We start from the raw sequence: 23,005 nt of genomic DNA on the forward strand, positions 1-23,005 counted from the left end.
GATCGCATCATCCCCACTGGCCTTGGCCGCAATTTGACCCTAGAGCCTCTTTCCCATGGAAGAGGCCCGTTCCGATACCGCCCCATCGTCTTTCGCCTATCGCTTGCGCCGTGACGCCGGGGGCTTTTTGAGTCGCTTGGCGCCACTCTGGTCGCGGCGGCTGTTTCGCTGGGCGATCATCGCGCTGGGCGGGCTGCTGCTCGGCATGGGCCTGTTCTGGCTGATCTTCGCGCGTGGCCTGCCGGACGCAGCGACGCTGCTGGAATATGAGCCGCCGCTGCCGACCATCGTGCGCGACATCAACGGCCAGCCGGTCCACAGCTATGCCCGCGAACGGCGGGTCCAGCTACAATATAGCGATTATCCGCAGCAGCTTATCCACGCCTATCTGGCGGCGGAGGACAAGACCTTCTTCGAACATCATGGCGTCGACATTCCCGGCTTTGCCGGTGCGGTGGTCGATTATGCCAGCAAGCTGGGTTCGGGCCAGCGCGCCCGTGGCGGTTCCACCATCACCCAGCAGGTGGCCAAGAACCTCCTAATCGGCGACGAATATTCGCCCACGCGCAAGGTGAAGGAGATGATCCTCGCCTACCGCATGGAAAATGTGCTGAGCAAACAGCAGATCCTCGAACTCTACCTCAACCAGATTTTCCTCGGCCGGAACGCCTATGGCGTACAGGCCGCCGCGCGCGCCTATTTCGACAAGGATGTCGCCGACCTGCAACTCCATGAAATGGCCTATCTGTCGATCCTGCCCAAGGGACCGGCCAATTATCGCCCCGAAAGCGAAACGGGCCATGCCCGCGCGCTCGACCGCCGCAACTGGTCCTTGGGCGAAATGGAAAAGAATGGCTGGATCACCGCCGCCCAGCGCGATGCCGCGCGCGCCCAGCCGCTCGGCACCGTCGCGGCGCACGGCTCCAGCTTCGATGCCCGCGCCGGCGGCTATTATATGGAGGAAGTGCGTCGTCGGCTGATCCAGCTATTCGGTGAAAAGGCGGAGGACGGTCCCAACAGCGTCTATGCCGGCGGGCTGTGGGTGCGCAGCCCCTATGACCCGGTGTTGCAGGACAATGTCGCGACCGCGCTGCGCAACGGGTTGCTGCGTTTCGATGCAGGGCGCGGCTGGTCCGGCCCGGTCGGCCATGTCAATGTCGACAATGGCTGGGAGCGGGAACTGGCCGCCAGCTATATCGACGTCGATTATGCGGAATGGCGCATTGCCGTGGTCATCAGTCGCAGTGCGACCGACGCCCAGATCGGCTTTGCCGACGGCAGCACCGGCACCCTGCCGGCCAGCGCCGCCAACACCCCCTATCGCAAGACCGGCGGCCCGGCATTTTCCGCGATGAAGCCAGGCGACCTGATCGCCGTGGCGCGCAACGGATCGAACTGGGCGCTGCGCAACATTCCCGAAGTGTCGGGCGGCATGGTCGCGCAGGAAGTCCATTCGGGCCGCATCCGCGCGATGCAGGGCGGCTTCGATTCGCGCCTGTCCAGCTATAACCGCGCGACGCAGGCGATGCGTCAGCCCGGTTCCACCATCAAACCCTTCGTCTACGCCGCCGCTCTGGACGCCGGCATGACCCCGGCCTCGATCATCGTCGATGGGCCGCTCTGCGTCTATCAGGGCGCGGGCCTGGGCCAGAAATGCTTCCGCAATTTCTCCGGCGGCAGCGCCGGTCCGCAGACGATGCGCTGGGGCGTCGAGCAGTCGCGCAACCTGATGACCGTGCGCGCCGCCAGCCAGACCGGCATGGACCGCGTCGTACGCACCATCAGGACTATGGGCATCGGCGACTATCAGCCTTATCTCTCCTTCGCGCTGGGCGCGGGCGAGACGACGGTGGAGCGGATGGTCAACGCCTATGCGACGCTCGCCAATCAGGGGAAGCAGTTCCCGTCCAAGGTGATGGACTATGTGCAGGATCGGCGCGGCAAGGTGATCTGGCCGGAACGCTGGCGTCCGTGCGATGGCTGCAACATGGCGAACTGGGACGGCAAGCCCATGCCGCGCTTCGGCATGGAGGGCAAGCAGGTCATGAACCCGATGACCGCCTTTCAGGTCGTCCACATCGCCGAAGGCGTGATCCAGCGTGGCACCGCCACGGTGCTGGCCGATCTGAAGCGTCCCCTGTTCGGCAAGACCGGCACCACCAACGGCCCGACCAACGTGTGGTTCGTGGGCGGATCGCCCGATATCGTTGCCGGCGTCTATGTCGGCTATGACCAGCCACGGAGTCTCGGCGGCTGGGCACAGGGCGGTCGCATCGCCGCGCCGATCTGGAAGGCAGCGATGACGCCGCTGCTGGAAACCATGCCCAAGACGCCCTTCGTCGCCCCGGCCGGCATCCGCATGGTCGCGATCGACCGGCGGTCGGGCAAGCGCGTCTATGGCGCCTGGCCCGGCACCGACGCCAAGCCCGCGATCATCTGGGAAGCATTCAAGCCCGAATCCGAACCGCGCCGCACCATCCGCAAGGAAGAGGCCGAGGAACAGGCCAAGGTCGCCGCCGCCCGCGCCGACCGCGCTGTAGCCGGCGGTCGCCGCCGCACCGACGCCGACTTCCTGGAAGGGCAGGGCGGGATTTATTGAGGGGGGGGGGCGCCATCGAGGCCCCCTTCGATTATGTCCGCCTTTGTTCAGGAGGTGCGCAGATACACCGCATTGGATGGTGTCGAAGCGGCATATCTATAGCCATGGCCTGTCAGCAACTGGTCGAGCGCCGCATAGGCCGGGTTGCCATAGGCCATTTCCACGCACACGACGCTTGGCCGCCAAAGGTCCAGCGCGGCCGTTTCCAGCACCGCAAGGTCATGGCCTTCCGCATCGACGGACAGCACCCCGTAATTTTTCGGCACATCATGCTTGCGCAGCAGGTCGCTCAGAGGGGCCGTCTCGACGTTGATCTTGACCGATCGCAGGCCGAAGGGAACCCCTTCCGGCGAGAGCGACGATCCCATCTGTAACAGATCGCGGTCCGGTTCGTCGGTAACGAAGAACTCCGCCATGCCGGCGACTGGGGCGATCGCCTTTTCCTCGACGATGACCCCTGGCTTGCCCGCATAGATGTCGCGGCAATGCTGTGCGAACTTCGCAATCGGCTCGACCAGCAGCAGGTTCCAGCCCTTTTGGCCGAAAAGCCAGCTATTGCTCCAGCTTTTCCCGTCATTGGCGCCTACGTCGATAAAATAGGGCGCATAATCATGTCCGCTGGCGCCAAGTACCGATGCGATGACGACATCCTCGTTGAACTGGCTGAAGCTCGCGTCGATTTGCATATCCTGCCTCCCGTGGGTCTAGAGCGCGCTGCGTTGAATCCGACGCAGGTCGCGCGCTCTAGTTTTTTGTTTTCGCATCGTTTTAAGCGAAAAAGCGGTTCCCACTTGTTCGCACGATGCTCTATTGCGCTTAGGGAGGCCAGGGGGGCGTGGCAAGATGGGCCACATGGCATTTCAGCGTCCCAAAGCATTCGTCCCGGCCGGGACCGGACGAATGCTTTGGGACAATGTGGCTAGGCCGCCGTGCGCCGCGCGGACTGGCCCAATTCCATGTCCATCAACAACTGGACCGATCGCAGTGCGCAGCAGAACGTACAAAGCAGCGCGTCGCTGCATGTGTGGACGAACGGCGCGGTTCGCCGGCCCTGCAACAGGTTGATCAGGCGATTTTCGTCATCGGACAGGGCGGTGCCCCGGCCCAATCGCAGCGGGCGGCCAAGCAGCGTGACGGTCAGGTCGAGCAGGCTGTCGATCGCCGGCAGCATCTGGCCGCAGCCATAATGGCCGAGCCGTGCGTAGAGACTGGTCAATGTCGGCCGCTGCTGGCGGCGGGCGTGGCCCCAGCAGCGCACGGCGTCGAGAAACAGGAACAGCGCCGAAGGACTTTGGCGTGCGATGGTCGAATGCGTGGCCAATGGGGCAGTCTTATGGGTGGTGGTCATGGGATAGCCTTATATGAAGCCTGTCCCCCTTTTTGCCGCGCCGGCTGACCTGCGTTGGATCGGCTCTGCGCGCACCCCTGTTAGCGTCCTGATATATCCCGAAAATTTCCGATTTGCGCGCGGCTTGCAATAGTCCGGCGGAGGCTTTTCGGCGGACGGCATTTCGCGTGCGACAAGGCAGGTGCTTGACGAACGGCCATTTCCTCAAGAAGGACGGCCGTTCGACAAATCGGGGGCGAACGCCTAGTTGGCTTTTCGACCGCTGAGGCGTGAAAGTTGGAGAATCAGTCATGCGCGCCGAAGCGCAGCAATATATCGATCGTATCGACGCCGCGCTGGCCTTGCTGCGCCAATCGCTGGACTGGGACCGTGCCCTGCGCCGCCTGGACGAATTGAACGCGCGCGTGGAAGACCCGACCCTGTGGGACAATGCCAAGCTGGCGCAGGAGGTGATGCGCGAGCGCACCCGCCTGGACAGCGCGATCGGCGCGACCCGCGCGATCGGGACGGACAAGAGTGACACTGCCGAACTCATCGAAATGGCGGAGGCCGAGGGCGATGAAGATATGGTGACCGAAGCCATCGCGTCGCTCAAGGCGCTGGCCGACCGCGCGGATGAGGACAAGATCAAGGCGTTGCTGTCCGGCGAGGCCGATGGGAGCGACAGCTATCTGGAAATCCACGCCGGTGCGGGTGGCACCGAAAGCCAGGACTGGGCCGAAATCCTGTCTCGCATGTATCGCCGCTGGGCCGAACGGCGCGGCTACAAGGTCGAACTGGTCGATTATCAGGCGGGCGAAACCGCCGGCATCAAGTCCGCGACCTTCCTGATCAAGGGCGAGAATGCCTATGGCTATGCCAAGACCGAAAGCGGCGTCCACCGCCTGGTCCGCATCAGCCCCTATGACAGCGCGGCGCGTCGCCATACCAGCTTCTCGTCGGTATGGGTCTATCCGGTGATCGACGACAACATCGACATCGAGGTCAAGGAAAGCGACCTCAAGATCGACACCTATCGCGCATCGGGCGCGGGTGGGCAGCACGTCAACACCACCGACTCCGCGGTCCGCATCACCCACGTTCCTTCGGGCATCATCGTGGCATCGCAGAATGACCGGTCGCAGCACAAGAACCGCGCGACCGCGATGAACATGCTGAAGGCGCGCCTGTACGAAGCCGAACTGCGCAAGCGGGAAGAAGCGGCCAACACCGATTATCAGGCCAAGACCGAAATCGGTTGGGGTCACCAGATCCGCTCCTACGTCCTCCAGCCCTATCAGCTGGTGAAGGATTTGCGCACCGGCGTCACCTCGACCGCGCCGGACGATGTGCTGGACGGGGCGCTCGATCCCTTCATGGCTGCCGCCCTCAGCCAAAAGGTGACGGGCGAGAAGGTCGATGTGGAGGATGTCGACTGATGATTCGGGCGGTTCTGGCGGGCGCATTTCTCCTGCTGACCGCCTGCGATCAGCTGAGCGGCGGTAAGGAGACGCATCGTGCCGCCGCTGCGGCCCCGTTCCCCCAGGCCGACCGGCCGGTCGCGCCGATCGTGTCGACCCGCTGGTCGAGCGAGGAGTCCCGCGACCGGGTCAATGAGGCGGCGGATATCATGGACCGGGCGGGCATCCGCCCCGGCATGACCGTCGCCGATATCGGCGCGGGCGAAGGCTATTATACGGTGCGCCTTGCCAAACGGGTGGGCGTGCGAGGCCGTGTCCTGGCCGAGGATATCATGCCCGAGGTGATCGAGGCCTTGTCGCGCCGCATCACGCGTGAGAAGTGGGACAATGTCAGCGTAAAGCTGGGCGCACCGGAAGACCCGCGCCTGCCCCAGAACAGTTTCGACCGCATCCTGATGGTCCATATGTATCATGAGATCGCCGAGCCTTACGCTTTTCTCTGGCACCTCAGTCCGGCGCTGAAGAAAGACGGCGAATTGATCGTGGTCGACGCCGACCGGCCGACCGACCAGCATGGCACGCCGCCACGCCTGCTCGCCTGCGAACTGGCCGCCATGGGCTTTCGCATGGAGGAGCTGATCCCCAAGCCGACCGCCGGCGGCTACCTCGCCCGCTTCCGCCGCATCGCCGCGCGCCCCGACCCCGCCAGCATCGTGCCCTGCGCCTTCCAGGGCTGATCCGCTGCGACTTGCCCGTTGCGACAGCATTGGGCTAGGCAGGTGCATGCATTTCGATGACCAGCTCCTGCGCTATTTCGGCACCACCAATTTCGACAGCCTGCCCGCCACGACGATCGAGGCCGGGATCGACCGGATGTGCGTCGACCTCGGTCTGGAGGAGGATCGCGGCCGGCGCTTTGCGCTCTGGTCGCTGCTCTACCTGCTGGGCGCCGCGCCCGGTCTGGACGTCGCCTTTACGGAAGAAGCGGACCGGGAAGCGGCGCGCAATTTCATGGACCTGACGGATCAGGCTTGATTGCTACTCATCGGTGGATGAGTTTTGATGAAGCCCGCATCATCCTCTTTCCTTACGTCTCTTGGCGGATAAGAGGCTACGACATTATCTCAGGAGGATCGGATGGATTATCGCACGCTTGGCCGCACGGATATCAACGTCAGCCTGATCTGCCTGGGTACCATGACCTGGGGGTCGCAGAATAGTGAAGCGGAGGCGCACGAGCAGCTAGACTATGCCGTCGCGCAGGGCGTCAATTTCATCGACACGGCGGAAGGCTATCCGGTCACGCCGGTCAGCGCCGATACGCAGTTCCTGACCGAAACCTACATCGGCAACTGGATCGCACAGCGCGGCAAGCGCGACGACATCGTGCTGGCGACCAAAGTGTCCGGGCCATCGCGCGATCCGATCCGCAAGTTCCGCGGCGGCAACCACCGGCTCGACCGGCGCAACATCCTCCAGGCGGTGGACGACAGCCTGACCCGGCTGAAGACCGACTATATTGACCTGTATCAGGTGCATTGGCCCGACCGCCCGGTGCCCTCCTTCGGCCGGCGCGGCATCGCGACGATCGAGGACACGGCCGAAACCGTGTCGATCGAGGAAACGCTAAGCGCGCTGGCGGAACTGGTGCAGGCGGGGAAGGTTCGCCAGATCGGCCTATCCAACGAAACGCCTTGGGGCGTGAGCGAATATCTGCGCCTGTCGCGCGATGCCGGCCTGCCCCGCGTGGCGTCGATCCAGAACGCCTATAACCTGCTCAACCGCACGTTCGAGATCGGCCTGTCCGAATTCGCCCTGCGCGAAGATGTGGGGCTGCTCGCTTATTCGCCACTGGCCGGTGGCAATCTGACCGGCAAATATCTCGGCGGCGTCATCCCGGCCGGATCACGCCGCGATGTATCGCGCCAGTTCGTGCGCTACGACCTGCCCAATCAGGCTGTTGCCAGCGCGCGCTATGTGGCGATCGCCCATGCCTTCGGGCTGGACCCGGCGCAGATGGCGCTGGCCTTCGTCAATGCTCAGCCCTTCGTCACCTCGAATATCATCGGCGCGACCAGCCTGGAGCAGTTGCGGACGGACATTGCCAGCATAGATATTCGCCTGACATCGGAGCAACTGGCTGCGATCGAGGATGTTCATCGCCTCATTCCCGATCCCTGCCCCTGAAGGCAAGGCCGATCACGCGGCGCGGGGCGGCCGGGCTTCCTGTTCCGACCTATCCGCAAGGGCAGGGGCATCCGCCATGGCGGCGATCCCCTGCCACCAATCGTCGAGCGGCGGAATCAGGATCGACAAGGCGCCATGACGCGGACGGGCATGCCAGATCAAGCCGTCGCTCCAGAAGCGCCAGCGCGGATCGCTATTGACGGGACAGTGGTGAAATCGCGCCAGCGCGCCGGTTTTGGCAGGATCGATGTGACGCAATTCGCTGGGAACCGAGCGTATGCTGCCATCGGGATATCGTACATCAATCGCCATCGCATCCTCCTTACCCACCAAACGCTTCACAAGCCTTTGAGTTCATTACGGCTTGCAGTCCTATCACAGGATTTTTACGCAAAGGTTCGCCGAGCGGATCGCGAAAGCGGATCATTATAAATTCGACAAACGCAATTGCGAATCCATCGCATTATCTGTAGGGCGCGTCTCAATCGGAATACCAAAAGGGGCGTTGGAATGAATGTGAAGTGGATCGCGCTGGGCGGTGCAGCAGTGATGGCCCTGTGCCACACGGCAGCTTATGCAGCAGATGAGGTGGCTGTTGCCGATACGGATCAGGACAGCATCATCGTCACCGCCGCCACGACCGGCACCAAGACGGACACGGCACTGGTCGAACTGCCCCAGCCGATCAAGGTCATTACGTCGGAACAATATCTGTCGCAGGGCGCGATCAACATTTCCGACACGGTCAAATATGCCGCCGGCGTGCTGGCCAATCCCTATGGCCGCGACACCCGTGTCGACGGCTTCAATGTCCGCGGTCTCGACGCGCTCCAGTTCCGCGACGGGATGCGCGACATCTTCAGCTATTATGCCAGCATCACGTCGGACCCCTACAACTTCTCCCGCGTGGAAATCGTGCGCGGCCCGGCATCCGTACTGTTTGGCCAGGGTTCGATCGGCGGCCTCGTCAACCTGGTCAGCAAGACGCCCGAATTTCGCACCGGCGGCGAGTTCAACCTCGTCTATGGCAGCTATGATCGCAAGGAAGCGATGGGCGACGTCAACGTCGCTCTGGCCGACAATCTGGCGGTTCGTTTCGTCGGCCGTGTCCGCGATGCCGACACTTATGTGAAGCATGTCCCTGACGACCGCGTGATGTTCGCCCCGTCGATCCGCTGGCAGCCAACGCCCGACACCGACATCGTGCTGACGGGCCTGTATCAGGAGGATGACACTGGTTCGACGTCGCAATTCCTGCCGATCGTCGGTACGTTCAAGCCCAACCTCGCCAATCCATCGGGCCAGCTTGATACATATACATTCGTCGGCAAGGCTGGTTGGGACCGTTATGATGGCCGCTCGCTACAGGGAGGGGCGACAGTCACCCATAAATTTTCGGATGCCGTCCAACTCAGTCTGAAGGCGCGCTATATCGACAGCGACCTAGCCTACAACACGCACTATGCCGACAGCTATACCAACCCGAGCGACCCGTTCCTTCCTTATGCGGCTTACGGCACCTATGGCCGCACCATTGGTCTGTCCTCCAGCGCCTCACGCGCCCGGATGAACGTCTTCTCCACCGACAACAACCTGTTGTTCAACTTTAACACCGGCGCGAATATCGAGCATAAGCTGCTGGTCGGCATCGACTATAGCTGGAACAAGGTGGCCAAGCAGGACACCTATGGCGCGACGGAGATCATCGATCTCTATGACATAGATTATGATGCGCTGGTTGCCTATGAACCGACCGGTCCCTTCGTCACCACTTCGCAGAAACAACTGGGTGTCTATGTGCAGGACCAGATTCGCTTCTACGATCGCGTTTCTGTGGTGCTCGGCGCGCGTCGCGACCGTGTGACAACGTCGGACGGCGCGAAGGACAACGCCACCACCTTCCGCGCCGGCATCATCGGTGAGATCGGTGCGGGTATCTCGCCCTTCTTCAGCTACACCGAAAGCTTCCTGCCAGTCTCCGGCCGGCTCCAGGGCGTGGGCGGTATCCCCGGCGCACCCTATCGTCCGCAAACCGGTACGCAATATGAGGCGGGCGTGAAGTGGCAGCCCGCGCCCGGCACGCTGGTCACAGCTACGGCGTTCAGGATCAAGGAACGCAATCGCGTCCTTTATGGCGCCGCCAATTCCACCAGCCAGTCGGGCGAACTCAGCACCAAAGGCTTTGAAATCGAGGCCAGCCACACTCTGCCGGGCAATTTCGAGCTGCTGGTCAACTACGGCTATTCGAAGCTGAAATCGGAAACCAACACCAGCCTCGACTATATGCCGCGCCACACGGCCTCCATCTGGTCGACCAAGACCTTCGGCCTGCCGGGTGAAGCGCAACTGCGTCTGGGCGGCGGCGTGGTCTACAGTGGCAAGAGCATATCGACCGGCCTGCTGGATCCCTACGGCATCAGCCCGACGGTCCCGGACGATCAGCTCTATTCGATCGTCACGCCTGCCCGCACCACCGTGGACGCGCTGGCTGAAATCAACTGGAATAGCTGGCGTTTCGCGCTGAATGCCACCAACCTGCTCAACAATAAATATTACGCCTCCTGCCTGGCGCGCGGCGACTGTTTCGTCGGCGCGCCGCGCAACGTGATGGGCACGGTCGGTTTCCGTTTCTGACGGCGATAATAGGAGAGTGAAGATGAAGACATTGTCCATGGCCCTGCTGGCGCTGGCCGGCCTGACCTCCGCCGCGCAGGCGCATGAAGTCTGGGTGGAGCGCGACGGGACCGGCCCGGCGCGCATCTATCTGGGTGAACCGGCCCAAGTCCTGCCCGAAGGCGGCGATCCCGAGTTCGAGAAGCTGAAAGCGCCCAGGCTGGTGCCCGCGTCCCAGGCGGCCCAGACCCGCAAGGCCGGCTATATCGAGGTCGCGGTGCCCGCAGGTGACGTGCGCCTGATCGACGACAGCGTGTTCGCGCCCTGGGGTGAGGACGGCAAGAAGGAGGGCGTGATCTATTATGCCCGTGCCGGCCGTACCGAAGCCAAGGCGGGACTGCCGCTGGAAATCGTGCCGACCACCGCCCATGCAGACAGCTTCACGCTGGTGCGCGACGGCAAGCCGGTGCCGGCTGCCAAGCTGACCGTCATTTCGCCCGACAAATGGACGAAGGAACTGGTCACCGATGCGCAGGGCCGGGTGACGCTGCCGCTCAAGGCAAAGGGCCGTTTCATCGTCACCGGCACACAGGAGGAAAAGGGCGACCTGACCCTTGCCAACCAGAAGGTCGCGACCCTCTATCATATCGCGACGCTGACCTTCGTGAACGACTGATCGAAAAAGCCGGGGAGGCGGCCGCTCTCCCCGGCTCCATTATGACAGGCCTGTCACGCGACTGACTTCGCCCTGTCAACCATCCCACATTGCACTGCAACATCGCGCAGCTAGGCCGCCCCCCGACCAAGGGTCCAAAGGGGGATTATAAGTCCATGCGTATTACCACCGCTCTGATGATGGCCTCGACCGCCATCATAGCCATGCCCGCCTTCGCGCAGGATGTCGCACCTGTCGATGCCGCCGCTGCCGATGCCGGCGCGGAGATCATCGTCTTCGGCCGGGGTGAAACCCGCCAGGTGCAGGAAATCACCAACAAAGACATCATCACGCTGACGCCCGGCACCAATGCGCTCAAAGCCATCGAGAAGTTGCCCAGCGTCAATTTCCAGTCATCCGACCCGTTCGGCAATTATGAATGGTCGCAGCGCGTCACCATCCGCAGCTTCAACCAGAACCAGCTTGGCTTCACCTTCGACGGCATCCCGCTGGGCGACATGAGCTATGGCAACCATAATGGCCTGCACATCACCCGCGCCATCAGCAGCGAAAATATCGGCAGCGTGCGCGTGTCGCAGGGCGCCGGCTCGCTCGGCACCCAGTCGACCGGCAATCTGGGCGGCACGGTGGAAACCTTCTCCGCCGACCCGGCCGACTATCTGAGCGGCGGCACATATGGTGCGCAGGGCAACCTGACCTATGGCAGCGACGAAACCTGGCGCGCTTTCGGCCGGATCGCCCTAGGCACGAAGGACGGCATTCGCGGCTTCCTGTCCTACGGCTATGGCGCCACCGACAAGTGGAAGGGTCAGGGGACGCAGGACCAGCATATGGGCAATGCCAAGGTCGTGATCCCGGTCGGGGAAGCGAAGATCGACGGCTGGCTCAGCTATTCGGACCGCCGCGAGCAGGATTATCAGGACATGTCGATGGGCATGATCCGCCGTCTCGGCTGGAAGTGGGACAACACTTACCCGGACTATGCCCGCGCGATCGACTATGCCGACCGCCTGAACGATGTCGACCGGATCAGCAACACGGGCGGATCGCCCTTCCCCGATGGCCTCTACGATTATAGCGGCGCGTCGGTCGCTGGCGGTCAAGTCTATCCGGGCAACGTCACCAGCGCCGACGACGCCTATTATGACGCGGCGGGCCTGCGCAAGGACTGGCTTGGGTCGGTCGGCCTGACGACGCCGCTGGGCGAAAACGCCAATGTCAGGATCAAGGGCTATTACCACAATAACAGCGGCATGGGTCTTTGGGCGACGCCCTACACCGCAAGCCCCAATGGCGTGCCCATGTCGATCCGTACTACCGAATATGACATGGACCGCATCGGCGTGTTCGGCAGCGTCGATTACACGATCGGCATCCAGACGCTCAGCGCCGGCGCCTGGTACGAAAATAACAAATTCCATCAGGCCCGCCGCTTCTACGCCTTCGCCAGCCGCACCGCGCCGGGCCTGAGCTTCCGCGACTATCCCAAGAACCCGTTCGCGACCCAGTGGGAGTTCGATTTCACCACCGACACCGTCCAATATCATGTGCAGGACAAGATCGACCTGGGCACCGTGACGATCAACCTGGGGTGGAAGGGCTTCAGCGTCACCAACAAGGCGGACGCGATCGTTCAGGCGACCTTCCCCGAAGGCAAGATCAAGGCGCAGGACTGGTTCCAACCCCATGCCGGTTTCGCGGTGGAACTGAACCCGGAAATGGAAGTGTTCGGCGGCTTCACGCAGGTGACCCGCGCCTTCGCGTCGGCCACCACCACCGGTCCCTTCTCGACCAACCAGGCCGGCTTCGACCAGATCAGGGATGATCTGAAGCCGGAATCCTCGGACACTTATGAACTGGGCCTGCGCTACCATAACCCGGTCTTCAACGGCACGCTGGGCGCCTATCTGGTCAACTTCCGCAATCGCCTGCTGGCGGTTCAGGTCGGCAGCCCGATCCAGGGCCTCGCTTCCGCCTTGCAGAATGTCGGTGGTGTGCGCGCGCTCGGCTTCGAAGCGGCCGGTGACCTGAAACTGGGTCAGGGCTTCGGCATATACGCCAGCTACAGCTACACCGATGCCACCTATCGCGACGATGTGCTCAACAGCTCTGACGGCACGCTGGTCGCCGCGATCAAGGGTAAGACGGTCGTGGACAGCCCCAAGCATATGCTGCGCGGCGAGTTGAACTATGATCAGGGTCCACTCTTCGCCCGCATCGGCGCCAACTATATGACGAAGCGCTTCTACAGCTACACCAACGATGTGTCGGTCCCCGGCCGCGTGATCGTGGACGCCTCGATCGGCTATCGCTTCACTGACAAGATCGAGGTGCAATTGAACGCGACCAACCTGTTCGACAAAAAATATGTCAGCACGATCGGTTCGGGCGGCTTCGGCAACAGCGGCGACGCACAGACGCTGCTGATCGGCGCGCCGCAGCAGTTCTTCGCCACGCTGAAGGCCGGCTTCTAAACCTGTAACGACGGACGGTTCGGTCACAAATGCGTGACCGAACCGTCATCATTCTGACCGACCACGGTTATCCCGCTGCAACGCCAATGTAGGCGCCGTGTCACGCGCGGCCTGTAATCCGGCGACATGATCGCGACACATCCCCGCCAGATCCGCATCCCCGCCGCCGACAAGGCGCGCCTGCGCATCATCTTCCTTGCCAAGCATGCCTGTGCGGACGGCCGGCCGGACGCGCAGGATGGCAATCATGCCATCTACCATCATGAAATGCGCACGACGCTGGAGGCGATCGGCCTCAATGTCGATGTCGCCAACAGCTATGAGGCGCTCTACGATCGGCCCGATGCCGACTTCGTCATCACCCTGCTCAATCGCGGGGGCTTCCAGAATAGCGAAATGCTGGCGCCGTTGCTGCTCAGCCGGCGCGACATGCCCTATCTGGGTGCCAGTCCGATCGTCCGTGGCCTGTCTGACGACAAATATCTCAGCAAGATGATCGCCCGCGCGCGCGGCGTGCCGACCATGGCGGCGCAACTCTTCCGGCGCGGTGGCCTGTTTGAGTCGCCCGCGTTCGCGGCGGACCGTCTGGTGGTCAAGCCCAACGCCTCCTCGGCTTCCTGGGGCGTCAAGATGGTCGACACATGGGCGGAGGCCCGCGACCATGCGGACGGCCTGTTCGCGCTGGGCCACGACGTGCTGGTGGAACAATGGGCGCCGCTGCTCGACGTGGCGGTGCCGGTGGTCGGCGGTAGCGGCGGCCAGCCCTGGATCTTGCCGCCGATGATGTATGTCCCTGCCGATCCGCATCGCGAGCGCAGCTATGAAGAAAAGCGCGGCCTGATCGACGCGGGCGACGATCCGCTGATCCTTGTCGAGGATGCCGACCTGCGCAGCCGGCTGGAAGCGATGACCGCCGCGCTGCTGCCCGAACTCTGGCCGTTCGACTATGGCCGCTTCGAGTTCCGTTATGACCCCGTCTCCGGGCAAGTGCTGTTCATGGAAGTGAACCTGTCCTGCAACCTCTGGTCGAAGAAGACGATCTCGCGCTCCGCTGCCTCGATCGGCGTCGACCATGCCGCTTTGGTCGAAACCATCGTCGGGCATAGCCTGGCGAGGCAGGGGCTGCTGGACGAGGCGATCGTGCAGGTGGCGGCATGATCGGCAGAACCACGGCAATCCTGCTCGCCGGGCGCCGCGACGGTGCGACCGATCCGCTGGCGCGGGCCCATGGCGTCAGCCACAAATGCCTCGTGCCAATCGCCGGCCAGCCGATGCTGCTCCATGTGATCGAGGCTTTGGTCGCCAATCGCCGCATCGGCAATGTCCGTGTGGTGATCGAAGACCCCGCGCTGCTGGCGACCATCCCGGCGCTGCGCGGGCTGCTCCACAATGGCCGGCTCGTCGGCGTGGCGGCCCAGCCCAATCTCGTGGACAGCGTGCTGGCGGGCGCGGAGGGCGCGAGCTTCCCGTTGCTCATCACCACCGCCGACAATGTAATGCTGACCCATGAGGCGATCGACGAGATGCTGGACGGCTGCACCGCGCAAGGCGCAGACGCCGCCGTGGCCTTCACGCGCCGCGCCTCCGTCCTGGCGGCCCATCCCGAAGGGCAGCGTAAATTCTACACCTTCGCCGACGACGGCTATTCCAATTGCAACAGCTACTGGCTGCGCGATCGCTCGGCGTTGAAAGCGGCAGAAAGCTTCCGCTCTGGTGGGCAGTTCGTGAAGCATCCCGGTCGCATCATCGGCGCCTTCGGCCTGCTGAACCTCATCCGCTTCCGCTTCGGCATCGGCACGCTGGATCAGGCCTTTGCGCGCTTCTCGCGCCGCTTCCGCATGACGATCAGCCCGGTGATCCTGACCGACGGCGCCGTGGCGATCGACGTTGACAATGAACGGTCGCATGGCGTCGCCACGACCTTGCTCGACCAGCGCATGTCTCTGGCGCAGGCGGCGGAGTAACATCCTTGCTGACCGTGCGTACGCTGCCGTTGCGGGACCGGGGCGGCAATGCGCTGCTGCGCGCCTATCATGCCGGGCTGATCCGGCGCTGGACGCCGGCGCAGCGCCTCGCCGGGCACCTGCTCGCTGCATTGGGGCGGGGCGGCTGGACCCCGGCCGAGCGTCTGTATCTGGGCGATGCGGTGCGCGAACAGGGGCTGAGCATGCGCGATCGCAAGGGGCTGCACCGGCTGCTCAACCCCGCCGCCTTCCCGCTCGCGGCCAACCCGCTGAAGAACAAGCAATTGTTCGCGCAGGCAGCAGCGGGCCTGCCGCTGCCCGACGCCTGCGACCCCGACCGGCAGGATCTGGACCTGTGGCTGAGCGGACAGGAGGATATCATCGCCAAGCCCAGCTACCGGTCGAAAGGACAGGGGGTCGAGCGCTTCGTCCGCGACGGCAATGGTTGGCGCGGCGGCGATCGGGTGATGGACGCCGCCCGGCTCGCCGCGCATCTGCGCCGCGCCTGGCGGCAGGGCGGGGTGATCCAGCAACGGCTGCCGACCCATGAAGCTCTGGCCGCCATGTCGCCGGGCGCGCTGCCGACATTGCGCATCGTCACCTGCCTGAACGAACAGGGTGCGCCGGAAATCTGCGACATGGCGCTGCGCCTGTCGGCCGGCGGGCCGCGCCCGGTGGATAATTTCAACGCCGGCAATCTGGTGCTGGCGGTCGATGGCGCGGGACGCTGCGGCCCGGCCTGGCGCAGTGGCGGCAAGCGGCCGCCCTCCCGCCACAGCCGCCACCCATCCACCGGCGCCGCGATCGAAGGCGCGCTGCTGCCCGATCATGCGGCCGCGCAGGCGCTGGCGATCCGCGCGCACGAACGGTTCCGTGAAGGCTTCACCCTGATCGGCTGGGACATCGGCCTGACCGCGCAGGGACCGGTGCTGATAGAGGGCAACTGGAACCCCGGCACCGACATTCTCCAACTGGTGAACGACCGGGGGCTGGCGGACAGTCGGCTGGGCATTCTCTACAGCCATGCGCTTGCGCGGCTGACAAGCGCCGACTGGCGTGGCGCACGGGTGGTGCAGCGGGACCGGCGATGAAGGTCGCCCTTTACGTCCATGCGCTGGCGCCGACCGGGGTCGTCCGCAACGTTCGCCTGCTCGCCGCCGATTTCCGGGCGCGGGGCCATGGCGTGGAACTGCTCACTGCGCTGCCGGGCGGCGAAGGGGTGGCGGGCGTGCCGCATCATGCGATGCTGCCCGGCAAGGGCGGGTCGCGCCTGCTCCAGAAATGGCGCGCCATGCCCCTTCTGCGCGCCCATCTGTGCGGGCATCGGCCCGACCTGCTGATCTCCGCCGGCAATCACGGCCATCTGACTGCCCTGCTGGGCAGTCGCATGCTGCCAGGCCTGCATCGTGTCTACCGCATCAGCAACGACCTGCGCCGTGCCGCGCCCGGCACGCCCAAAAACATGATCCGCGCGTTCGGCCGTGCTCTGGTCGCCCGGCTGCTGGCGGCGGATGCCGATCGGCTGGTGCTCGTCTCGCCGACGCTGGCGCGCGACACGCCCACCCTCGGTCGCGCGCTGGCGGAAGGCCGGGCCATCGTCATTGAGAATGCGATCGATCCCGCCATCGCCCGCGCGCGCGCCATCGGGCCATCCCCCCATGGCTGCTTCGACGATGATGTACCGGTGGTGGTAGCCATCGGCCGCCTCGCGCCACAGAAGAATTTCGGCACCCTGCTTACCGCCTTCGCGCAACTGCGGCAGGGCGGAACCGCTGCCCGCCTCATCATATTGGGCGAGAGCCGCGATGACGCCCGACGGGTGTTGCGGGCACAGGCAGATATGCTCGGCATCAGGAGCGACCTGCTGCTGCCCGGCACGGTCGACAATGTCTTTCCCTGGCTTGCCCGCGCCGCCGCCTTCATCCTGCCCAGTTGGTGGGAAGGATCGGCGAATGTCCTGCTGGAGGGGATGGCGCTCAACATACCGATTGTCGCCTCGCACAGCGCTGGCAACGCGGCATCGGTGCTGGACGGGGGGCGGCACGGCCTGCTGGTCGATCCGGCGGATCCAACCGCGATGGCGCAGGCGCTGCGGCGCCAGATCGATCCGGCCACTGCTCTGCATCCCGGTGACAGGATCGCGGCCTATGGGCTGGACGCGATGTTCGCCCGATGGGCCGCACTGCTGGGCGACATCGTCCCGCATTGCTCCCGCCCGTCGGACAGGCTAATTGCTGCCCTCACGCATGAGCACCGATAGCCCGATCCTCCACTCCATCACCCACGACCGCTTTCTGGCCGATGTGCAGACGCTGGCCCGTAGCATTGAGGCGGACGACTGGACGCCCGACATAGTGGTGGGCGTGGGTCGCGGCGGCCTGGTCCCGGCCGTCTATCTGTCGCACCGGCTTGATCGGCCGATGCTGTCGATCGACTATAGCAGTGCATCGGCGGACGCGGCGCTGGCCGATGTGGCGGCGCGCAGTGCTGCGGGCACCCGGCTGCTGATCGTCGATGATATCAACGACAGCGGCGGCACGATCGCGGCACTGCGGCGCCGGCTGGCCGACAGGGGTGGCGATGCCCGGTATCTGCGCTTTGCCGTCCTGCTCGACAACCGCCGATCAGGCCAGAGCGTCGATTATTGGGTGGACCGCATCGATCGCGACACCGACAAGCGCTGGTTCGTCTTCCCATGGGAAGCGCTCGCCACCCAGCAGGCGATCGTGGACGAGGCGCTGTCGGTGCCGGATCGGCTGGCCTGACGGCGCAGTCGTGCAGTTGACTGCAAGTTGAGCCTGTCCGGATGCTGGCGACGACGAAATGAACGTCTGCCTTCGATTCATCGAACATTACAGTGGATGTAAGTTGCCAGCGCAACCTTTCTGGGGCATGCAGAAATATGTCAGCCGCCTCGCTATCCATTTATCTGATATGGTCGGGTGCTGGCGGGGGTTTATTCGCGCGGCCGGGGCACTGTGCTTGTGTTACATCGCTGGTTAGGAAGATGGAGGCTCGACCTCCGCGGCTCCGGGTGCGTGGCGGTCGCGCTCGGCCTGCTCGCTTGCGTTCAGGGGCCGGCCGTCCATGCCGCCGATGCACAGCGCAAGCTGGTCCAGCCGCCCAATCCCCGTCCCTTTACCGCACCCGCGACCGCCGATCCCCTGCTCGCTCTGGCCAGGCCGGTTGCCGCCGATCCGCTGTTCCGGTCGGAGATCGAGTCGGCGATCCGCAACAATCCGCTGCTGGACGAAGCCCGCGCCAGCGAACGGGAAGCGCGGGCGGCGCGCACCCAGGCCCGCTCGCTGCTCTTCCCCACGGTGGACCTGTCGATCGACGCCAACCGTTCCTTCGCGCGCAACTTCTCCAACGATGTCGGCAACATCATCGAACGGTCACGGCCGGAGGGGCGGACCGACGCGACCGCATCGGTGCGGCAGCGCTTGCTGGATTTCGGCGCGGCGTCGAGTCGCATCAATGCGGGCAATGCGCGGCTCGATGCGGCGCGGCAGGGCATATTGGGCTATGGCGAGGAAGTGGGGCTGCGCACCATCACCGCCTGGTATTCGGTTTTCGCCCAGCGGTTGCTGGCGCAGGCAGCGCAGGAATATATCGGCCGGCAGCAGCAGTTGCGCGCCAATCTGCAACGCCGCATCGACCAGGGCTTTTCCGCGCAGGGCGACCTGCCGCGCGTCGACAGTTCGATCGCCAATGTCCAGTCGCGGCTGGCCGGTATCCGCCGCGACCTCGCCAATGCGGAGGCGCAGTATCGCGCCCTGGCTGGCCATGACGTGCCTCCAGCCCTGACGCGGGCCGTTCTGCCGCTCGAAGCCGTCAACGATGCCGAAGTGCTGGACGCCATCGTGCTGCGATCGCCCGTCGTCCGCAAGGCGGAAGCCGAGGCACGGGCGGCGCGGCAGGAAGCGCGCGCGACCCGATCGGAGCGTCTGCCGACCATCGCCGCCGGGGTGGATGCCGGCCGCTATGGCGTATTTGAAAATCCCGGCGACTATGACGTGCGCGGCCGGATCATCGTGCGCGCGCAACTGGGCGCTGGCTTCAACGCCAAGGCCGATCAGGCGACCGCGCGTGCGGACGCGGCGGATGCCTATGCCGCCCGCGTCCGGCAGGAAGCGATGCGCGACGCGCAGATGGCGCTGTCCGACATTCGCGGGCTGGAGGATCAACTGGCCGCCGCGGAGGCGAGCTATGTCGCCAACCGCAACACCCGCGACGTCATCGCCACCCGTTTCGAAGTCTCGCAGGGCACGCTCTACGACCTGCTCTATGTCGAAGATAATTTCTTCTATTCGATCGCCAACTATATCCAGACGCTGGCCGAACGGGATGTGTCGCGCTTTGCGTTGCTGAGCCGCACCGGGCGTCTGCTGCCCAGCCTCTCGATCGCCGCCAATCCTTCGGACCGGATGGAAACGCCATGACCGACCAGCCCCTGATCGCCGCCGCCCGGCAACGTTTCGCGCCCTGGCTGATCGAGCCGATGCTGCGCAACAAAGGCACCTATATCAAGGTCGGGATCGCCGCGGCGATGATCAATCTGTTCGCCATGGCCTCGTCGCTGTTCACCATGACCGTCTATGACCGCGTCATTCCCAACGACGCCTCCTCCTCGCTCATCGGCCTCAGTCTCGGCCTGGCGATCGTGGTCATATTCGATTTCGTCCTGCGGTTGCTGCGCGTCTATTTTGTCGACATCGCCGGCGCCAATATCGACTATGAAGTGGGCGACACCCTCTTCGCCAAACTGCTGTCGATGCGGCTCGACAAGCGAATGGGGTCCACCGGCACTTTGACCGGCCTGATGCGCGAACTCGAAACGCTGCGCGATTTCTTCGCCTCCGCGACGTTGACCGCGATCATCGACGTACCCTTCATCATCCTGACTCTGGCGGTCATGGCCATGCTGGGCGGGATATTGGTGCTGCCGCCGCTGGCGATGATCCCGGTCGTGGTCATTGCCGGCCTGGTCACCAATCCGGCGCTCGACCGTCTGTCCGCCGCCAGCCTGGGCGATGGCCTGCGCAAGCAATCGGTGCTGGTGGAAGCCATCGGTAGCCTGGAAACGGTGAAGGCGATCGGTGCGGGCGGCATGCTGGGTGCCCGGTGGCGCGCGGCGCTCAAAAGCCATGCGCATAGTTCGCTCAGCCAGCGGTTGACCGCCTCGATCGCGATGACGGTCGCCAATAGCGCGAACATCATCGCCTATTGCGGCATCATCATCCTGGGCGTCGGCCTGATCCGCGATCACAGCATCACCACCGGCGCGCTGCTCGCCTGCTCCATCCTGTGCGGCCGGGCGATCGCTCCGCTGGCGCAGATCGCCAACCTGCTGGCGCGCCTGTCCGCCACCCGCATCGCCTGTCGCCAGATCAACAGTCTGATGGACACGCCGAGCGAAGGGCCGGCGGGTGAGCCGTTGCAACCTGCGCGGCTGCTGGGCGCCATCGAACTGCGCAACGTCGCCTTCCGCTATCCTCGCGCGGCTGAAAAGGCGCTGGACCAGATCAGCCTGTCGATCGCACCGGGCGAGCGGGTCGGCTTTCTGGGCCGTGTCGGATCGGGCAAGTCGACCTTGGCCCGGCTGATCCTGGGCCTGTACGAGCCGCAGGAAGGCGTCGTCATGATCGACGGTACCGATGTGCGCCAGTTCGATCCTGCCCGGTTGCGCGGTTTCATCGGCGCGGCGATGCAGGACAATGTGCTGATCGCCGGATCGGTGCGCGACAATATCTGTCTCGAACGACCCGCTATCGACAATGACGAGATGCTGCGCGCCGCCTCGCTCAGCGGCACCCATGCCTTCATGGGCAAGATCGTCAACGGCTATGACCTGAAGCTGGCGGATCGTGGCGATGGCCTGTCGGGCGGGCAGCGCCAGTCCATTTCGCTGGCGCGCGCGCTGGCCGGGCGACCGCCTATACTGGTCTTCGACGAACCGAGCAGCGCCATGGATGCGCAGACCGAAACCGACCTCATCGACCGGCTGCAACCCGAAGTGGAAGGGCGCACCGTCCTGCTCATCACCCATCGCCCCTCGCTGCTGCGGCTGGTCGACCGGATCATCGTGATGGAGCAGGGAAAGATCGCCGCTGACGGGCCGCGCGACGTCATCCTGCAACGTCTGACGCGGGGCAAGGCGGCATGAGCGACGATATCCAGCCATCGGGCGACGCGCATATCCGGCCCGCCGTCCCGGCCAATATCTTCCTCTGGGCGATTGCCGCCTTCCTGCTGATCTTCCTGCTCTGGGCCGGCTTCACCGAAATCGACCGCACCGTGCGGGCGAACGGCCGGGTCATTCCCAGCTCGCAACTCCAGGTCATCTCCAATCTGGAGGGCGGGGTGGTCGAAACCATCCTCGCCAAAACCGGGCAGGATGTGAAGGCCGGCGCGCCGCTCATTCGCCTCAGCCCGATCCAGCCGGGCGCCGAACTGGCCAGCAACCGGGCCAGCGGCGATGCGCTCAGCCTCAAGATCCTGCGGCTGGAGGCGGAAATTGCCGGGCGCTCGCCGGTCTTCCCGGCCGCGCGCAATCCCAGCATGGGCAGCCAGATCGCGGTCGAACAAAGCCTCTATCGCGCGCGGATGGCCGAACTGGCGAGCCTGTCCAATGTCGGTTCGGCCCGCATTACCCAGGCACAACGCGGCATTGGCGAAGCGGCTGCGGCGCAGGCGGCCCGTATTTCGGCGCGCGACACCGCGCGTGTCGACCTCGACCTGATGCGGCCGCTGGTGCGTGAAGGAATTGAACCACGTCGGTCGCTGCTTCAGGCGGAGAACAGCTATAGCGTCGCTGCCAGCGAGGCCGCAGGGGCGGGGGCCGCGCTCGGCCGGTCCCATTCGATCCTGGCCGAAGCGCAGGCCACGGCGATGCAGCAGAGGCGCGACTGGATGGCGCGCGCGGGGGATGAACTGACCGCCGCCCGCGCCGAAATGGCGGTGCGCGAAGCGACCATGCCCGCCTATGAATATAAGCTCGACCGGACGATCGTGCGCGCGCCGCTGGACGGCCGTATCAACCGCGTCTTCGTGACGACGGTGGGCGGCAGCGTGCGGCCGGGCGATCCGCTGCTCGAAATGGTGCCGGCCCGCGACAATCTGCTGGTCGAAGCGATGGTGGCGGCCAAGGATATCGCCTCGGTGCGGCTGGGCCAGCGCGCAAAGGTCGAGATATCGGCCTATGACAGTGCCATCTACGGGTCGATGCAGGGGCAGGTCGTGGCGCTTTCGCCTGACGCGGTCGTCAATGAACGGACCGGCGAAAGCCATTATCTCGTCCGGGTGCGGACGAACAGCGATGCCATATTGGACAAGAGCGGCCATCGGTTGCGGATCGGCCCCGGCATGGGCGCCAATGTCAACCTGCTCGGCGACAAGCGCACGGTGCTGGCCTATATCCTGACCCCGCTCACCCGCCTCAAGGAAACCGCTTTCCGCGAATGACGGGCGCGGCGACCGCCCGGCAGAGCATCCCACTGGCGGCGCGTCATGGCGGATGATCGGGCGTGCCACGGCGTGCCATCCGCAGCGGCGAAGAGGGCCGGTTGACGGACCAGCGAGGTCGGCTGACTGCACTGTCTCCTTCACTGTCGCATATCGCGGCTTGGCCGGCGATTCATCCGCGCAAGGCAGCAGTCGGGGCGCAGGGCAGCGCCCGGCCTGCTCACAAAAAAGGGGCCACCCGACCTGTCGGATGGCCCCTTTTCCCGGATATCGGCGCTCT

The 23,005-nt window shown here is 64.6% G+C and carries 19 protein-coding genes; 16 read left to right on the forward strand and 3 right to left on the reverse strand.

Annotated elements, in window-relative coordinates; genetic code table 11:
* The first annotated feature begins 55 nt into the window (after nt 1-55).
* The gene (locus ASE85_RS19365) at nt 56-2,599 is read left to right on the forward strand and encodes a penicillin-binding protein 1A (RefSeq protein ID WP_056692487.1); all 2,544 of its coding nucleotides are present in this window, start codon (nt 56-58) and stop codon (nt 2,597-2,599) included.
* Between the two features lie 47 nt (nt 2,600-2,646).
* On the opposite strand, the gene ASE85_RS19370 is transcribed toward ASE85_RS19365, so the two are convergent.
* Both ASE85_RS19370 and ASE85_RS19375 read right to left on the reverse strand, forming a co-directional pair.
* The gene (locus ASE85_RS19370) at nt 2,647-3,285 is read right to left on the reverse strand and encodes an FkbM family methyltransferase (protein ID WP_056692489.1); all 639 of its coding nucleotides are present in this window, start codon (nt 3,283-3,285) and stop codon (nt 2,647-2,649) included.
* A gap of 233 nt (nt 3,286-3,518) precedes the next feature.
* Nucleotides 3,519-3,947 carry a hypothetical protein gene (locus ASE85_RS19375; RefSeq protein ID WP_056692493.1) on the reverse strand — a complete coding sequence of 143 codons (429 nt, stop codon included), beginning with the start codon at nt 3,945-3,947 and terminating at the stop codon, nt 3,519-3,521.
* A 290-nt stretch (nt 3,948-4,237) separates the two neighbouring features.
* Here ASE85_RS19375 and prfB point away from each other — a divergent pair, with 290 nt between their 5' ends.
* From prfB to ASE85_RS19395, 4 genes are all read left to right on the forward strand, one after another.
* The gene (prfB, locus tag ASE85_RS19380; RefSeq protein ID WP_056692497.1) at nt 4,238-5,365 is read left to right on the forward strand and encodes a peptide chain release factor 2; all 1,128 of its coding nucleotides are present in this window, start codon (nt 4,238-4,240) and stop codon (nt 5,363-5,365) included.
* The gene (locus tag ASE85_RS19385; RefSeq protein WP_056692500.1) at nt 5,365-6,084 is read left to right on the forward strand and encodes a class I SAM-dependent methyltransferase; all 720 of its coding nucleotides are present in this window, start codon (nt 5,365-5,367) and stop codon (nt 6,082-6,084) included. The genes prfB and ASE85_RS19385 overlap by 1 nt, the downstream gene beginning before the upstream one ends.
* A 46-nt stretch (nt 6,085-6,130) precedes the next feature.
* Nucleotides 6,131-6,382 carry a hypothetical protein gene (locus tag ASE85_RS19390; RefSeq protein WP_056692503.1) on the forward strand — a complete coding sequence of 84 codons (252 nt, stop codon included), beginning with the start codon at nt 6,131-6,133 and terminating at the stop codon, nt 6,380-6,382.
* Between the two features lie 102 nt (nt 6,383-6,484).
* Nucleotides 6,485-7,534, forward strand: a complete 1,050-nt coding sequence (locus ASE85_RS19395) for an NADP(H)-dependent aldo-keto reductase (protein WP_056692506.1) — start codon at nt 6,485-6,487, stop codon at nt 7,532-7,534.
* A 12-nt stretch (nt 7,535-7,546) separates the two neighbouring features.
* On the opposite strand, the gene ASE85_RS19400 is transcribed toward ASE85_RS19395, so the two are convergent.
* Nucleotides 7,547-7,846 carry a hypothetical protein gene (locus tag ASE85_RS19400; protein WP_056692509.1) on the reverse strand — a complete coding sequence of 100 codons (300 nt, stop codon included), beginning with the start codon at nt 7,844-7,846 and terminating at the stop codon, nt 7,547-7,549.
* A gap of 198 nt (nt 7,847-8,044) precedes the next feature.
* Here ASE85_RS19400 and ASE85_RS19405 point away from each other — a divergent pair, with 198 nt between their 5' ends.
* The 11 genes from ASE85_RS19405 to ASE85_RS19455 all read left to right on the forward strand — a co-directional run bounded on the left by ASE85_RS19405 (nt 8,045) and on the right by ASE85_RS19455 (nt 22,725).
* Nucleotides 8,045-10,168 (forward strand): TonB-dependent siderophore receptor, encoded by a 2,124-nt coding sequence (locus tag ASE85_RS19405; RefSeq protein ID WP_056692512.1) that lies wholly within the window; start codon nt 8,045-8,047, stop codon nt 10,166-10,168.
* Between the two features lie 22 nt (nt 10,169-10,190).
* Entirely contained in the window at nt 10,191-10,823 is a 633-nt protein-coding gene (locus ASE85_RS19410; protein ID WP_056692515.1) for a DUF4198 domain-containing protein, read from the forward strand.
* Between the two features lie 155 nt (nt 10,824-10,978).
* Nucleotides 10,979-13,297, forward strand: a complete 2,319-nt coding sequence (locus tag ASE85_RS19415; protein ID WP_056692518.1) for a TonB-dependent receptor — start codon at nt 10,979-10,981, stop codon at nt 13,295-13,297.
* 126 nt (nt 13,298-13,423) lie between these two features.
* A complete protein-coding gene (locus ASE85_RS19420) occupies nt 13,424-14,455 on the forward strand; it encodes a phosphoribosylglycinamide synthetase (RefSeq protein ID WP_056692521.1) in 1,032 nt (343 codons plus the stop codon).
* A complete protein-coding gene (locus ASE85_RS19425; RefSeq protein ID WP_056692524.1) occupies nt 14,452-15,261 on the forward strand; it encodes an NTP transferase domain-containing protein in 810 nt (269 codons plus the stop codon). The genes ASE85_RS19420 and ASE85_RS19425 overlap by 4 nt, the downstream gene beginning before the upstream one ends.
* 14 nt (nt 15,262-15,275) lie before the next feature.
* Entirely contained in the window at nt 15,276-16,352 is a 1,077-nt protein-coding gene (locus ASE85_RS19430; protein WP_235523625.1) for a sugar-transfer associated ATP-grasp domain-containing protein, read from the forward strand.
* Nucleotides 16,349-17,521: a glycosyltransferase gene (locus ASE85_RS19435; RefSeq protein WP_056692529.1), complete on the forward strand. Its 1,173-nt coding sequence runs from the start codon at nt 16,349-16,351 to the stop codon at nt 17,519-17,521. Before ASE85_RS19430 ends, ASE85_RS19435 begins: the two co-directional genes overlap by 4 nt.
* A complete protein-coding gene (locus ASE85_RS19440) occupies nt 17,508-18,026 on the forward strand; it encodes a phosphoribosyltransferase (protein WP_056692533.1) in 519 nt (172 codons plus the stop codon). Before ASE85_RS19435 ends, ASE85_RS19440 begins: the two co-directional genes overlap by 14 nt.
* Before the next feature lie 273 nt (nt 18,027-18,299).
* Nucleotides 18,300-19,703, forward strand: a complete 1,404-nt coding sequence (locus tag ASE85_RS19445) for a TolC family protein (protein WP_235523620.1) — start codon at nt 18,300-18,302, stop codon at nt 19,701-19,703.
* Nucleotides 19,700-21,427, forward strand: coding sequence for a type I secretion system permease/ATPase (locus ASE85_RS19450; protein WP_056692536.1), 1,728 nt, complete (start codon nt 19,700-19,702; stop codon nt 21,425-21,427). The genes ASE85_RS19445 and ASE85_RS19450 overlap by 4 nt, the downstream gene beginning before the upstream one ends.
* A complete protein-coding gene (locus ASE85_RS19455) occupies nt 21,424-22,725 on the forward strand; it encodes an HlyD family type I secretion periplasmic adaptor subunit (protein ID WP_056692538.1) in 1,302 nt (433 codons plus the stop codon). Before ASE85_RS19450 ends, ASE85_RS19455 begins: the two co-directional genes overlap by 4 nt.
* The last annotated feature ends 280 nt before the right edge of the window (nt 22,726-23,005 follow it).

The sequence above is a fragment of the Sphingobium sp. Leaf26 genome (genome assembly GCF_001421665.1).
Taxonomy (GTDB): domain Bacteria; phylum Pseudomonadota; class Alphaproteobacteria; order Sphingomonadales; family Sphingomonadaceae; genus Sphingobium.

What these genes read in the sequence shown, in the direction of transcription:
- ASE85_RS19365 (WP_056692487.1), top strand. Translation starts at nt 56, where the DNA reads ATGGAAGAGGCCCGTTCCGATACCGCCCCATCGTCTTTCGCCTATCGC.
- ASE85_RS19370 (WP_056692489.1), bottom strand. Translation starts at nt 3,285, where the DNA reads ATGCAAATCGACGCGAGCTTCAGCCAGTTCAACGAGGATGTCGTCATC.
- ASE85_RS19375 (WP_056692493.1), bottom strand. Translation starts at nt 3,947, where the DNA reads ATGACCACCACCCATAAGACTGCCCCATTGGCCACGCATTCGACCATC.
- prfB (WP_056692497.1), top strand. Translation starts at nt 4,238, where the DNA reads ATGCGCGCCGAAGCGCAGCAATATATCGATCGTATCGACGCCGCGCTG.
- ASE85_RS19385 (WP_056692500.1), top strand. Translation starts at nt 5,365, where the DNA reads ATGATTCGGGCGGTTCTGGCGGGCGCATTTCTCCTGCTGACCGCCTGC.
- ASE85_RS19390 (WP_056692503.1), top strand. Translation starts at nt 6,131, where the DNA reads ATGCATTTCGATGACCAGCTCCTGCGCTATTTCGGCACCACCAATTTC.
- ASE85_RS19395 (WP_056692506.1), top strand. Translation starts at nt 6,485, where the DNA reads ATGGATTATCGCACGCTTGGCCGCACGGATATCAACGTCAGCCTGATC.
- ASE85_RS19400 (WP_056692509.1), bottom strand. Translation starts at nt 7,846, where the DNA reads ATGGCGATTGATGTACGATATCCCGATGGCAGCATACGCTCGGTTCCC.
- ASE85_RS19405 (WP_056692512.1), top strand. Translation starts at nt 8,045, where the DNA reads ATGAATGTGAAGTGGATCGCGCTGGGCGGTGCAGCAGTGATGGCCCTG.
- ASE85_RS19410 (WP_056692515.1), top strand. Translation starts at nt 10,191, where the DNA reads ATGAAGACATTGTCCATGGCCCTGCTGGCGCTGGCCGGCCTGACCTCC.
- ASE85_RS19415 (WP_056692518.1), top strand. Translation starts at nt 10,979, where the DNA reads ATGCGTATTACCACCGCTCTGATGATGGCCTCGACCGCCATCATAGCC.
- ASE85_RS19420 (WP_056692521.1), top strand. Translation starts at nt 13,424, where the DNA reads ATGATCGCGACACATCCCCGCCAGATCCGCATCCCCGCCGCCGACAAG.
- ASE85_RS19425 (WP_056692524.1), top strand. Translation starts at nt 14,452, where the DNA reads ATGATCGGCAGAACCACGGCAATCCTGCTCGCCGGGCGCCGCGACGGT.
- ASE85_RS19435 (WP_056692529.1), top strand. Translation starts at nt 16,349, where the DNA reads ATGAAGGTCGCCCTTTACGTCCATGCGCTGGCGCCGACCGGGGTCGTC.
- ASE85_RS19440 (WP_056692533.1), top strand. Translation starts at nt 17,508, where the DNA reads ATGAGCACCGATAGCCCGATCCTCCACTCCATCACCCACGACCGCTTT.
- ASE85_RS19450 (WP_056692536.1), top strand. Translation starts at nt 19,700, where the DNA reads ATGACCGACCAGCCCCTGATCGCCGCCGCCCGGCAACGTTTCGCGCCC.
- ASE85_RS19455 (WP_056692538.1), top strand. Translation starts at nt 21,424, where the DNA reads ATGAGCGACGATATCCAGCCATCGGGCGACGCGCATATCCGGCCCGCC.